The sequence below is a fragment of the Salinicola avicenniae genome, from assembly GCF_023736115.1.
In the GTDB taxonomy this organism is placed as follows: Bacteria; Pseudomonadota; Gammaproteobacteria; order Pseudomonadales; family Halomonadaceae; genus Salinicola; species Salinicola avicenniae.
The window spans coordinates 178,516-191,455 of record NZ_JAKQZC010000002.1 but is presented as its reverse complement, the minus strand read 5'-3'; the positions used below and the strand labels follow the sequence as shown (position 1 = coordinate 191,455).

Genomic DNA, 12,940 nt, shown 5'->3' with positions numbered 1-12,940 from the left:
GTCAGCACGGGCGTTGGACGGTTGGCATGATAACGGCCAACGTTGGCGCCTGCGGTTCAGGCCGCCTTGGCCTTGCGGTTGAGCGTGTCTAGCAGCTCGTCGATACGCTCGAAGCGCGCTTCCTCCTTTTCCATGTCGCCGTGGAAACGCAGCGTATCGGCGCCGTCCAGCTTGTAGTGGTTCGGGTGACGCTGGATCAGTTCGACCAGGGTCATTGGATCCACCTGCGGATCGCTGCCGAAGATCAGCCGGCCACGCTCGGCGCCGGCCTCCAGCTTGGCGATACCCAGCCGCTCGGCCCGCTGGCGTAGTCGAGTCTGGCGGAACAGCGTCTTGAGGGGCGCTGGCAGCAGACCGAATCGGTCGATCATCTCGACCTGCAGCTCCTTGAGCTCGCCTTCGTTGGCGGCGCTCGAGATGCGCTTGTACATGATCAGGCGCTGCTGGATGTCCGGCAGATAGTCGTCGGGTATCAGTGCCGGCAGATTGAGACTGATCTCCGTGCCTTCATCCAGCGGGGCTTCGATATTGGGGGTCTTGCCGGCCCGAATGGCTTTTACGGCGCGGTCCAACATCTGCATGTAGAGGCTGTAGCCGACCGTTTCCATCTGTCCGCTCTGCTCGTCCCCGAGCAGCTCGCCGGCGCCGCGGATCTCCATGTCGTGGCTGGCCAGGGTAAAACCGGCGCCGAGGTCGTCGCTCTGGGTGATCGCCTCTAGGCGTTTGACCGCGTCCTTGGTCATCGCCTTGGGCGAGGGCGTCAGCAGATAGGCGTAGGCCTGGTGGTGGCTGCGGCCGACGCGGCCGCGCAGCTGGTGTAGCTGGGCCAGGCCAAATTTGTCGGCGCGCTCGATGATGATGGTATTGGCGCTGGGGACATCGATGCCGGTCTCGATGATCGTCGAGCAGACCAGGACGTTGAAGCGCTTGTGATAGAAGTCCGACATGACGCGCTCCAGCGCGCGTTCGGGCAGTTGTCCGTGGGCGACGCCGACGCGGGCTTCCGGCACCAGTTCGCGAATCTTGTCCGCGCTGGCCTCGATCGTCTTGACTTCGTTGTGCAGCAGGTAGACCTGCCCGCCGCGCAGGATCTCGCGCAGGATCGCTTCCTTGACCACAGGCTCGTTGCGCTGCTGCACGAAGGTCTTGACCGAGAGGCGCCGTGCCGGTGGCGTGGCGATGATCGAGAGATCGCGAATGCCGTTCATCGCCATGTTGAGCGTGCGCGGAATCGGTGTCGCGGTCAGGGTGAGGATGTCGACCTCGGCGCGTAGCTGCTTGAGACGCTCCTTCTGGGCGACGCCGAAGCGGTGCTCTTCGTCGATGATCATCAGCCCTAGGTTGGGCATCTTGACCGATTTCGACAATAGTTTGTGGGTGCCGATGACGATGTCCGCACGCCCTTCGGAGATGCGTGCGAGAGTATCTCCCTCGCCCTTACCGCCGGTGAAACGGGAGAGCATCTCGATCTGTACGGCGGTGTCGGCGAAGCGGTCGCGGAAGTTGTCGTAGTGCTGCTGAGCGAGCAGGGTGGTGGGCACCAACACCACGACCTGACGGCCGGAGTTGACCGCCAGGAAGGCCGCGCGCATTGCCACCTCGGTCTTGCCGAAGCCGACGTCGCCGCAGACCACGCGGTCCATCGGTCGGGGCGCGGTCATGTCGCCGATTACGGCCTCGATGGCTGCCTGCTGGTCAGGAGTTTCCTCGAAGGGGAAGCTGGCCGCGAAGCGGGCGTACTCCTCGCTAGGCAGGTCGCAGGCGAAGCCTTCGCGGGCCTCTCGGCGTGCATAGATATCCAGCAGTTCGGCGGCGGTGTCTCGGACTTTCTCGGCGGCCTTCTTCTTGGCCTTGTCCCAGCTGTCGGAACCGAGCTTGTGCAAGGGCGCGAGCTCATCGCTGGCGCCAGCATAGCGCGAGATCAGCTGCAGATTATCCACCGGCACGTAAAGTTTGGCGCCGCCGGCGTACTCGAGCGCGAGAAACTCGGCAGCCTGACCGCCGGCGTTGAGGGTCTCCAGGCCCAGGTAGCGGCCCACGCCATGATGCTGGTGAACCACCGGTGAGCCGGGCTTGAGCTCAGAGAGATGGCGCACGGCCAGCTCGTTGTCGTCGGTGGCCTTGGCGCGGCGCCGGCTTTGGCGTACCACCTCGCCGTACAGTTCGGTCTCGGTGATTACCGCGAGGGCCGGGTCGCCCAGCCACAGCCCTTCATCCAGCGCACCTTCCGTGATGGCGCAGGCCTGTCCACCCTCGAGGAAGGCTTGCCAGCCGTCGACATGCGGGATGTCGCGCTGAAGCGGGGCGAGGGCCTCGTCGAGGGCTTCGCGGCGACCGCGGGACTCGGCGACGAACAGTACGCGCAGATCGCGGTGGCCGTCGAGGAACTGCATCAGCGTCGCCAGCGGCTGCTGGGCCCGGGCATTGATCGCGACGCTCGGTGGCGCTTGGGTGGTGCTCTTGGCCGCTGGTTTCGTGGTGGTGTCGTCGACGAACTCCACGCGTGGGTGGCGCTTGATCGCGGCGAACACCTCGGCGACCGGAACGAAGGCCTTGGCTGGCGGCAGAAGCGGTCGGGTTGGGTCGACTCCAAGGTTTTCGTAGCGGCTCTCGATCGCGTGCCAGTGATGTTCGGCCGCTTCGAAGGCCGACGGCAGCAGGGCGACCCGGGTCTCGTCGGCCAGATGTTCGAAGAGGGTTGCGGTCTCCTCGAAGAACAGCGGCAGATACTGCTCGAGTCCCGGAGAGGGGATGCCCTTGATCGCGTCGACGTAGAGCGGGCACTGTCGAGGATCGACGTCGAACAGCGTCTCGAAGCCTTCGCGGAAGCAGGCGATGGCGGATCGCGAGAGGGAATACTCGTGTGCCGGCAGCAGTTCCACGCGTTCGACTTTCTCCTGCGAACGCTGCGTATCCGGATCGAAGCGTCGCAGGCTGTCGATCTCGTCGTCGAACAGATCGATGCGCAGCGGCGCCTCGTTGCCCATCGGATAGAGATCGATCAGGGCGCCGCGCATGGCGTACTCGCCGGGCTCGTAGACTGTCTCCACGGCGCGGTACCCGGCGCGCGACAGTCGCTCACGGAAGCCTTCCCGATCGAGCCGTTCGCCGGTCGCCAACGTCAACACGCGCCCGGCCACATAGTCCCTGGGCGGCAGGCGTTGCATCAGGGTGTTGATCGGTACCAGCACGATGCCCTGTGTGCCCTCCTGCAGCTCGCGAAGGGTGCGCAGGCGGGCCGAGACGATGTCCTGGTGCGGTGAGAAGCTGTCGTAGGGCAGCGTCTCCCAGTCCGGGAACGGCATGACCGGCACCTGCGCATAGAAGCGCAGGGCACTTTCGAGCCGCTGTGCGCTGGCGGTGTCGGGCGTGATGACCAGTAGCGGGGCGTCTTGGGCCAGCCGCGAGAGCGCCAGGGCCTTGGCGCTGCCGTGGGGAAGCTGGCAATAGGTGGTTTCCCGAGTGCCGGTCGGCACGGGCGGTGCGAGCGGTGTGAATTGCGACATGAGCCTTTCGACGAACGAATTTGCGTGCAGGGATGATAGCAGGCCGGGCGCACTTGCGGGGGATAGCATCGGTGGACATCGCATCTGTGCGCGAGGGGGCGACTGCCTTCGACCTTTGTAGTGAAACTACAGCAATTGCGACTACGCCGACATTGCAGTTCGTTTCGTAGGATGAAGATAATTCGGCAGTTTTTGCACGGGCCGATAGCGGGAAATCGGTCCCGCCCGATTCCCCCGACGATGAGAAGAGAGGCCCGAACGTGAGTCAGGAACAGCTCGATACCGTCTTCCAGGCATGGCAGGACAACGAAGCACGCGCAGAAGAGATGATCCCGCTGCTGGGCAAGCTCTATCGCCAGTACAACGTGATCCCGTCGCTTTTCGGCCGTTCGCTGATCAATCGTTCTGTCACCCGGATCCTCAAGAACCATCGCTATGTGCGTAAGGTCGAGGGCACCGAGCTGTCGGTGGCGGATACGCTGCCGATGGTGCGAGCGATGGCCGAGCTCGAGCCAGGCCCCGCGCACATCGATATCGGGCGGCTGGGCGTGGCCTTCAAGAAATCCGGCGAAACCGACGTGGTCGCATTTCTCAAGCGGGAGCTTGGCGACATTATCGGCGGGCATGATGCCAGCGGCATGGGCGGCGAGCCGCAGGACGTGGTGCTCTACGGCTTCGGGCGCATCGGCCGCATTCTGGCGCGGATTCTGATCGAGAAGGCCGGAGGCGGTAACCTGCTGCGACTGCGTGCGATCGTGGTGCGCGGCAGCGGTGAGGATCTGGAGAAGCGGGCCAGCCTGCTGCGCCGGGACTCAGTTCATGGACCGTTTTCCGGTTCGATCGACGTTGACCTCGACAATCACGCCCTGATCGCCAATGGCCACACCATCCAGATCATCTATGCCGATTCGCCGGCAGAGGTCGACTACACCGCCTATGGCATCGACGACGCCATCGTGGTCGACAATACCGGCAAGTGGCGCGATCAGGAGGGACTCTCCCAGCACCTGGCCTCGCGCGGCGTGGCCAAGGTGCTGCTGACGGCGCCCGGCAAGGGCGACCTGAAGAACATTGTGCATGGCATCAACCACGAGACGATCGGCGACGAGGATCGCATCGTGTCGGCGGCCTCCTGTACCACCAATGCCATCGTGCCGGTGCTCAAGGCGATGGACGATGAGTTCGGTATCGTTCACGGGCACGTCGAGACCGTGCATTCCTACACCAATGACCAGAATCTGATCGACAACTACCACAAGGGGGATCGTCGGGGGCGCAGTGCGCCGCTCAATATGGTGCTGACGGAGACCGGTGCCGCCAAGGCGGTGGCCAAGGCCTTGCCGGCACTGTCTGGCAAGCTGACCGGCAATGCGATCCGTGTCCCCACGCCCAATGTCTCGATGGCCATCCTGAATCTGTCGCTGGGGCGCGAGACGGATCGGGATTCATTGAACGAATACCTGCGTCAAATGGCGCTTCATTCGGCGATGCACAAGCAGATCGATTATGTCGACTCGCCGGAAGTTGTCTCTTCCGATTTCGTCGGCAATCGCCACGCAGGGGTCGTGGATGCCAAGGCGACCATCGCCGACGGGCGCAACGCCGTACTTTATGTCTGGTACGACAACGAGTTCGGCTACAGTTGCCAGGTCGTGCGCATCCTTCAATACATGTCCAACGTTCGGCATCGCTATCTGCCGGCGGCGGTCTGATAGACCTTCTGTCATTAGACTTTGGTCTTACGAAAGTCCCGGTAACGCCGGGACTTTTCGCGTTATCGGCCCCCAATGCCCGCAGGGGGTGAGTGGTCTTTCCAGGCACGTATCTTTATAATGGGCCGCGATTTTTGGGTGCGGTCCATGTGGCAATGGGTCGCAGGGTCCACTCCTTTTCTCTGATTAAGAAAGCATTCGGATTCCGTGACGTCCCTTCCTCCGTCCGCGATGCCGCGCGACGCGGGATGCGCCGGGGGATCACTGCATAAATGCCCGCGCGGGCGAATCGTTGCGTCGCGCGATGTCCGGACACTCGCCTAGTCTGTCGCGTTTCCGGCTCGCATCCACGGTGTGCCGCCGCCTGGCCGTTTATTCAGCGCGTCCCTGACGTCCGTCGGCTCTTTTCTTGCGTATATCAGAATCGACAACTGGGCGAGACTATGATCGAAGTCAAACGAGGCCTGGATCTCCCCGTCGCCGGGGCGCCGGAGCAGCGTATCGAGGCGGGGCGCAGCGTGCGTCACGTGGCGCTGCTCGGGACCGACTACGTTGGCATGAAGCCGACGATGGAGGTTCGCGAAGGCGATCGGGTGAAGCGGGGCCAGCTGCTGTTCACCGACAAGAAAGTAGCCGGCGTGCGCTTTACCGCGCCCGGCGGCGGCGAGGTGATCGCCGTCAATCGAGGCGAGAAGCGTCGCCTGCTCTCCGTGGTGATCAAGCTCGATGAAGCGGAAGAGAGCGAGACATTCACGGCTTACGGCGCTGCCGGCCTGGCTTCTCTGGAGCGCCAACAGGTGGTCGATCAACTCGTCGACTCCGGCCTCTGGACCGCGCTGCGCACCCGGCCCTTTTCCCGTACCCCGGCACTCGACGCTGTGCCCGCCGATATCTTCGTGACCGCCATCGATACGCATCCGCTGTCGGCGGACCCGCGGGTGGTCATCGAGGCCGACGCCGAGGCGTTCCGTCACGGGCTGGAAGTAATCCGTCATCTTACCCCGGGCAAGGTTTTCGTCTGTCGCCGTGGCGACACCGAGCTGCCCGGTGACGAACTGGACGGCATCCGCGCCGAGGGCTTCGATGGACTACATCCGGCGGGCCTAGTCGGTACGCACATTCACCATCTCTCGCCGGTAGGGCTCAAGCGCGAGGTGTGGCATCTGGACTATCAGGACGTGATCGCCATCGGCAAGCTGTTCGTCGACGGTCAGCTCGATCCGACTCGAGTTGTTGCCGTGGGCGGCCCGCGAGCCAAGCAGCCGCGGCTGCTGCGCACGCGTCTCGGGGCCAGCAGTGCCGAGCTGCTCGAGGGCGAGGTCGAACGGCCAGACGATACCCGCGTCATTTCCGGCTCGATCTTCGGTGGCATGCAGTGCGAGGGTAGTCGTCAGTATCTGGGGCGCTTCCATCGCCAGTTCTCGCTGCTGGAAGAGGGCAACAAGCGCGCCTTTCTGGGCTGGCTATCGCCGGGCCGCAATCGGCACTCGGTCATGGGGATCTACGTGTCCCAGTTTCTCGGTCTACCGAACTACGCGCCCAACACCTCGACCAACGGTTCCGAGCGCGCCATGGTGCCGGTCGGTGCCTACGAGAAGGTGATGCCGCTCGACATTCTGCCGACCCAGCTGCTGCGCTCGCTGATCGTCGGCGATATCGAGTCGTCGATGCAGCTCGGCTGCCTGGAGCTGGATGAAGAGGATCTGTCGCTGTGCACCTATGTGTGCCCGGGCAAGTATGAGTACGGCCCCATCCTGCGCGACAACCTGACCATGATCGAGAAAGAGGCCTGATGATGGGGATTCGCAATACGCTCGACAAGCTGGAGCCTCATTTCGAGAAAGGGGGCAAGTACGAGAAGTTCTACGCCCTCTACGAGGCCGTAGACACGATCTTCTACTCGCCGCCCAGCGTGACCAAGAGCATGACGCATGTGCGCGATGGCATTGATCTCAAGCGCATCATGATCACGGTCTGGCTGTGTACCTTTCCGGCCATGTTCTTCGGCATGTACAACGCTGGCCTGCAGGCGAACATGGCGATCGCCGACGGCTTCGGCGCGATCGGCGGTTGGCGCGAGTCGTTGACCCTGCTGCTTGCCGGCAGTCATGACCCCGGCAGTGTCTGGGCCAATTTCGTGCTTGGTGCCACCTACTTCCTGCCGATCTACCTAGTGACCTTTGTCGTCGGGGGCTTCTGGGAAGTGCTGTTCGCGATCAAGCGCGGTCACGAGGTCAACGAAGGTTTCTTCGTCACCTCCGTGCTGTTCGCGTTAACGCTGCCGGCGACGATCCCGTTGTGGCAGGTCGCACTCGGCATCTCCTTCGGCGTGGTCATCGGCAAGGAGATTTTCGGCGGCACCGGCAAGAACTTCCTCAATCCGGCGCTGACCGGCCGTGCCTTCCTCTACTTCGCTTATCCCGCGCAGATCTCGGGTGATAGCGTCTGGGTGGCTGCCGACGGTTACACTGGCGCCACCGCACTCTCCAACGCCTCCCTCAACGGCATGGATGGCCTGCATCAGCAGTACAGCTGGTGGGATGCTTTCTTCGGCTTCATCCAGGGGTCCGTTGGCGAGACGTCGACGCTGGCGATCCTGATCGGTGCGGCGGTGCTGCTGCTGACGCGAATTGCTTCCTGGCGCATCATGGGGGGCGTGCTCCTTGGTATGGCGCTGACGGCCTCGCTGTTCAACCTGATCGGCTCCGACAGCAACCCGATGTTCGCGATGCCGTGGTACTGGCATCTAGTGGTCGGCGGTTTCGCCTTCGGCATGGTGTTCATGGCGACCGATCCGGTCTCGGCCTCGATGACCAACCCCGGCAAGCTGATCTTTGGCCTGCTGATCGGCGTGATGACGGTTCTGATCCGCGTCGTCAATCCGGCATTCCCCGAGGGCATCATGCTGGCGATCCTGTTCGCCAACCTGTTCGCGCCGCTTATCGATCACATTTTCGTGCAGGCCAACATCAAGCGGCGCGAGAAGCGTCTGGCCGCACTGGCGCCCGCCGAGAAGGAGGCTGTCTGATGGCGAGCAACAACTCGATCAAGAAGACGCTCATCGTGGCGTTCTCGCTCTGCGTGGTCTGCTCTGTGGTGGTCTCTTCGGCGGCGGTGGTGCTCAAGCCGAAGCAGGTCCAGAACCAGGAGCTCGATCGCAAGAGCAACATTCTTCAGGTCACGCAGCTCTACCGCCCGGGTGATGACGTCGAGGACAAGTACGCCGAGCTGATCACGCCGCGCGTGGTCAATCTCGAGAACGGTGAGTACTCCGAGGATCTCGATCCCGGTAGCTACGACCAGTTCGAGGCGGCTCAGGATCCGGCGACCTCGCGTACGCTTTCCGGCGAACAGGACCTGGCCGGCATCGGCCGCCAGGAAGACTTCTCGACGGTCTACCTGGTCGGCGATCCCGAAAACCCGGATCAGATCGTACTCCCGATCCGAGGTCAGGGGTTGTGGGGGCTGATGGAAGGCTTCCTCTCGGTGCGTGGCGACGGCAACACCATCGTCGGGCTCTCCTACTATGATCAGTCGGAGACGCCGGGGCTGGGCGGTGAGGTCGACAACCCGCGCTGGAAGGCGCAGTGGGATGGCAAGAAGATCTATGACGACGGGGATTTTCAGGACCCCGAGATCCAGCTCGTGAAAGGCGGTGCCAGCGGCGAATACGAAGTCGATGCGCTGTCGGGTGCCTCGCTGACCAGTCGAGGCGTCACCAACATGTTGCGGTTCTGGCTGAGTGAGCAGGGCTACGCCCCGTATCTTGCCCGGTTCCACGACGATTCCGCAGGAGGAGCGTGAAGATGGCTACGGACTCCGTTAAAGACGTCGTTCTATCACCGGTCTTCAAGAACAACCCGATCGCACTGCAGGTACTGGGCATCTGCTCGGCGCTGGCAGTGACCAACTCCATGAACGTGTCGCTGGTCATGGGGTTGGCCGTGATCGCGGTCACCGCGTTCTCGAACCTCTTCGTGTCGCTGATCCGCAGCCACATCCCGTCGTCGATCCGCATCATCGTGCAGATGACGATCATCGCCTCGCTGGTCATCGTGGTCGATCAGGTGCTGCGCGCCTACGCCTATGAAATGTCCAAGCAGCTGTCGGTCTTCGTCGGCCTGATCATCACCAACTGCATCGTCATGGGGCGCGCCGAGGCGTACGCCATGCAGAACGGGCCGGTGATGAGTTTCCTCGATGGGGTCGGCAACGGTCTCGGCTACGCCGTGATCCTGCTGGTCGTCGGTTTCTTCCGCGAATTGCTGGGTTCCGGCAGTGTGTTCGGCTTCACCGTCCTGACGCCGGTGCAGAACGGCGGTTGGTACGTGCCCAATGGCCTGATGCTGCTGCCGCCTTCGGCGTTCTTCGTCATCGGCCTGTTCATCTGGGTATTGCGATCGTTCAACCCGGACCAGATCGAGAAGACCGAATATCGCATCGTTGCCAACAGCAAGGCCAAGATCAAGGAGACCGCCAATGTTTGAGCACTATCTTAGCCTGTTCGTGAAGGCGGTCTTCGTCGAGAACATGGCGCTGGCCTTCTTCCTCGGCATGTGTACCTTCCTAGCCGTCTCCAAGAAGATCTCCTCGGCCATCGGTCTCGGGATCGCGGTCATCGTGGTGCTGACCATCACGGTGCCGGTTAACAATCTGATCCTGAACTATCTGCTCAAGGCCGGCGCGTTGAGTTGGACCGGTCTGGAAGGGGCGGAGAACATCGACCTGAGCTTCCTCGGGCTTCTGAGCTACATCGGCGTGATCGCGGCGATCGTGCAGATTCTCGAGATGTTCCTCGACAAGTTCGTGCCGGCGCTCTACAACGCGCTCGGCGTGTTCCTGCCGCTGATTACCGTCAACTGCGCGATCATGGGGGCTTCTCTGTTCATGGTGCAGCGCGACTACAGCTTTGGTGAGTCCGTGGTCTACGGCGCCGGCGCCGGCGCCGGCTGGGCGCTGGCGATCATGGCGCTGGCAGGCATCCGCGAGAAGCTCAAGTACAGCGACGTACCGGCCAGCCTGCAGGGGCTGGGGATCACCTTCATCACCGCGGGTCTGATGTCACTGGGCTTCATGTCCTTCTCCGGCATCCAGCTGTGACGTTCAACGGAACCTAGGAAACAGGAAACCGACATGGTCGATACATCCATCATCGTGCTCGGCGTTGTCATGTTCACCGTGATCGTGCTCGGGCTGGTTGCCGTGATCCTGGCGGCGCGCTCGCGTCTGGTCAGCAGCGGCGACGTGGCGATCGAGATCAACGGCGATCCCGACAACACCGTGACTACGCAGGCTGGCGGCAAGCTGCTGCAGACGCTGGCTGCCAACGGCATCTTTCTCTCGTCCGCCTGCGGCGGCGGCGGCTCCTGCGCCCAGTGCAAGTGCCAGGTCGAAGAGGGCGGCGGCTCGATTCTGCCCACCGAGGAGTCGCACTTCACGCTGCGTGAGAAGAAGGAGGGGTGGCGCCTCTCCTGCCAAGTGCCGGTCAAGCAGGACATGAAGATTCGCGTCCCCGACGAGGTCTTCGGGGTGAAGAAGTGGGAATGCGAGGTCATCGAGAACCCCAACGTTGCTACCTTCATCAAGGAGCTGAATCTCAAGCTGCCTGAAGGCGAGGAAGTGGCCTTCCGCGCTGGCGGCTACGTGCAGCTGGTCGCTCCCCCGTACGACGTGAAATTCTCCGACTTCGAGATCGAGGAGGAATATCGCGGCGACTGGGAGAAGTTCAAGCTGTTCGATATCGGCTACAAGAACGATGAAGAGGTGATCCGCGCTTACTCGATGGCGAACTACCCCGAAGAGAAGGGGATTCTCAAGTTCAATATCCGTATCGCGACGCCGCCGCCCAACTCCAGTCATCCGCCGGGGCTGATGTCCACCTATGTCTTCAGCCTGAAACCGGGCGACAAGGTAACGGTCATGGGGCCGTTCGGCGAGTTCTTCGCCAAGGATACCGACGCCGAGATGGTCTTCATCGGTGGCGGTGCCGGCATGGCGCCGATGCGCAGCCACATTTTCGACCAGCTCAAGCGCCTGAAATCCAAGCGCAAGATGTCGTTCTGGTACGGCGCTCGATCCTGGCGCGAGACCTTCTACAACGAGGAGTATGATCAGCTGTCCGAGGAGTTCGACAACTTCGACTGGCATCTGGCGCTTTCCGACCCGCTGCCGGAGGACAATTGGGAGGGGCCGACGGGCTTCATCCACAATGTGCTCTACGAGAACTATCTCAAGGATCACCCGGCGCCGGAGGACTGCGAGTACTACATGTGCGGGCCACCGATGATGAACGCGTCCGTGATCAAGATGCTGACCGATCTCGGCGTCGAGCCCGAAAACATCATGCTGGATGACTTCGGCGGATGACGATGCGTTGTCGACGCAGATGGACAGGGCCAACCCTTTGCGGGTTGGCCCTGCTGCTATTGACCCTGCTGGCCGGCTGCTCGCAGCCGGCGGAATCCTATCGTCTCGAGGGGCCGATCTTCGGCACCGGTTTTCATGTCACGTTCTACGGCGATTACGACGACGCCCGCCTGGCCGAGATCGAGACGGCAGTCAAGGCGTCGTTGGAGGAGGTCGATGGATTGATGTCGACCTACAAGCCCGATTCGGAACTGTCGCGCTTCAATCGAGCCGCGGTCGGGGAGCCATTCACGCTCTCTCCGCCGACGGCTGAGGTCATGCGCGAGGCGATTCGTATCGGTGATATCTCCGGTGGGGCCTTCGATGTCACCGTGGGCAGCGCGGTCAACCTCTGGGGTTTTGGTCCCGACCATCGCCCGGACGAAGTGCCCGCGGATGACCGTATTACCCAGGCGCTGGCGCGCGTGGACTATCGTGCCCTGGCGCTCGACGGCAACACCCTGACCAAGCGCAAGCCCGTCTATGTCGACCTCTCCGGGATCGCCAAGGGGTACGGCGTCGATCGGGTGGCGGACACGCTGGACGAGTTGGGAATCGAACGCTACCTGGTGGAAGTCGGCGGCGAGATACGCGCTCGCGGCGACAAGCCCGGCGGCGAGCCCTGGCGGATTGCGGTGGAGAAACCGGTCTCGAACGAGCGCGCCGTGCAGCGTATCATTGAACTGGATGATTCGGCTGTTGCCACATCGGGGGACTACCGCAACTACTTCGAAAGCGGCGGTCGGCGTTACTCGCACACGATCGACCCGCGGACCGGTCGCCCGGTAACGCATCATCTGGTGTCCGTGACGGTCATCAGCGACGGCTGCATGACCGCCGATGCCCTGGCGACGGCGATTGATGTGCTAGGGCCTCAGGGCGGACTCGAGATGGCCGAGCGTGAGGCACTGGCGGTCTATCTCGTGGTCAAGACGCCGGATGGGTTCGAGACGCGAGTCTCCTCGGCGTTCCAGCGCTATCTCAGTCACACCGATGAGGAGAATGCATCATGACGATCTGGATTCTGGCTTTTGCCATCATGCTGTTGCTGGTCGCCGGCATGGCGATCGGTGTCATTCTCGGGCGCAAGCCGATCGCCGGTTCCTGCGGCGGGCTCAACACGCTCGGTCTAAAGAACGGCTGTGAGATCTGCGGCGGCAACGATCAGGTCTGCGAAGAAGAGAGTCGCAAGAATCAGGCAAGCGCGCGCCGACGCAGCGACGAGAATCGCGGCGCGGATCTCGGCTACGACGCGATCAAGCGCTGAGGCGATCGCGACGCTTGTCATGTCGAGGCGTTCGGTGACACACCGGTCGC

10 protein-coding genes are annotated in these 12,940 nt (G+C 62.7%); 9 read left to right on the top strand and 1 reads right to left on the bottom strand.

Annotated features, from left to right (window positions below):
• Positions 1 to 56: 56 nt before the first annotated feature.
• Positions 57 to 3,506 (bottom strand): transcription-repair coupling factor, encoded by a 3,450-nt coding sequence (gene mfd, locus MC381_RS04370; RefSeq protein ID WP_251976514.1) that lies wholly within the window; start codon positions 3,504 to 3,506, stop codon positions 57 to 59.
• Between the two features lie 260 nt (positions 3,507 to 3,766).
• Between mfd and MC381_RS04365 the strand changes: the two genes are divergently transcribed.
• The 9 genes from MC381_RS04365 to nqrM all read left to right on the top strand — a co-directional run bounded on the left by MC381_RS04365 (position 3,767) and on the right by nqrM (position 12,890).
• Complete coding sequence (locus tag MC381_RS04365; protein WP_251976513.1) at positions 3,767 to 5,218, top strand: glyceraldehyde-3-phosphate dehydrogenase; 1,452 nt, start codon at positions 3,767 to 3,769, stop codon at positions 5,216 to 5,218.
• Positions 5,219 to 5,661: 443 nt separating this feature from the next.
• Positions 5,662 to 7,011, top strand: coding sequence for a Na(+)-translocating NADH-quinone reductase subunit A (locus MC381_RS04360; RefSeq protein WP_251976512.1), 1,350 nt, complete (start codon positions 5,662 to 5,664; stop codon positions 7,009 to 7,011).
• Positions 7,011 to 8,246, top strand: a complete 1,236-nt coding sequence (locus MC381_RS04355) for an NADH:ubiquinone reductase (Na(+)-transporting) subunit B (protein ID WP_251976511.1) — start codon at positions 7,011 to 7,013, stop codon at positions 8,244 to 8,246. The genes MC381_RS04360 and MC381_RS04355 overlap by 1 nt, the downstream gene beginning before the upstream one ends.
• Positions 8,243 to 9,022, top strand: a complete 780-nt coding sequence (locus MC381_RS04350) for a Na(+)-translocating NADH-quinone reductase subunit C (protein ID WP_251976917.1) — start codon at positions 8,243 to 8,245, stop codon at positions 9,020 to 9,022. Before MC381_RS04355 ends, MC381_RS04350 begins: the two co-directional genes overlap by 4 nt.
• A 2-nt stretch (positions 9,023 to 9,024) precedes the next feature.
• Positions 9,025 to 9,705 (top strand): NADH:ubiquinone reductase (Na(+)-transporting) subunit D, encoded by a 681-nt coding sequence (locus MC381_RS04345; protein WP_251976510.1) that lies wholly within the window; start codon positions 9,025 to 9,027, stop codon positions 9,703 to 9,705.
• On the top strand, positions 9,698 to 10,318 hold the full coding sequence (gene nqrE, locus MC381_RS04340; RefSeq protein ID WP_251976509.1) for an NADH:ubiquinone reductase (Na(+)-transporting) subunit E: 621 nt from the start codon (positions 9,698 to 9,700) through the stop codon (positions 10,316 to 10,318). The genes MC381_RS04345 and nqrE overlap by 8 nt, the downstream gene beginning before the upstream one ends.
• Positions 10,319 to 10,351: 33 nt before the next feature.
• On the top strand, positions 10,352 to 11,584 hold the full coding sequence (gene nqrF, locus MC381_RS04335) for an NADH:ubiquinone reductase (Na(+)-transporting) subunit F (protein WP_251976508.1): 1,233 nt from the start codon (positions 10,352 to 10,354) through the stop codon (positions 11,582 to 11,584).
• A 44-nt stretch (positions 11,585 to 11,628) separates the two neighbouring features.
• The gene (locus tag MC381_RS04330; RefSeq protein ID WP_251976507.1) at positions 11,629 to 12,636 is read left to right on the top strand and encodes an FAD:protein FMN transferase; all 1,008 of its coding nucleotides are present in this window, start codon (positions 11,629 to 11,631) and stop codon (positions 12,634 to 12,636) included.
• Entirely contained in the window at positions 12,633 to 12,890 is a 258-nt protein-coding gene (gene nqrM / locus MC381_RS04325) for a (Na+)-NQR maturation NqrM (protein WP_251976506.1), read from the top strand. Before MC381_RS04330 ends, nqrM begins: the two co-directional genes overlap by 4 nt.
• Positions 12,891 to 12,940: the final 50 nt, after the last annotated feature.

Coding starts and splice junctions, on each gene's coding strand:
- mfd (WP_251976514.1), bottom strand. CDS start 3,506: ATGTCGCAATTCACACCGCTCGCACCGCCCGTGCCGACCGGCACTCGG.
- MC381_RS04360 (WP_251976512.1), top strand. CDS start 5,662: ATGATCGAAGTCAAACGAGGCCTGGATCTCCCCGTCGCCGGGGCGCCG.
- MC381_RS04355 (WP_251976511.1), top strand. CDS start 7,011: ATGATGGGGATTCGCAATACGCTCGACAAGCTGGAGCCTCATTTCGAG.
- MC381_RS04345 (WP_251976510.1), top strand. CDS start 9,025: ATGGCTACGGACTCCGTTAAAGACGTCGTTCTATCACCGGTCTTCAAG.
- nqrE (WP_251976509.1), top strand. CDS start 9,698: ATGTTTGAGCACTATCTTAGCCTGTTCGTGAAGGCGGTCTTCGTCGAG.
- nqrF (WP_251976508.1), top strand. CDS start 10,352: ATGGTCGATACATCCATCATCGTGCTCGGCGTTGTCATGTTCACCGTG.
- nqrM (WP_251976506.1), top strand. CDS start 12,633: ATGACGATCTGGATTCTGGCTTTTGCCATCATGCTGTTGCTGGTCGCC.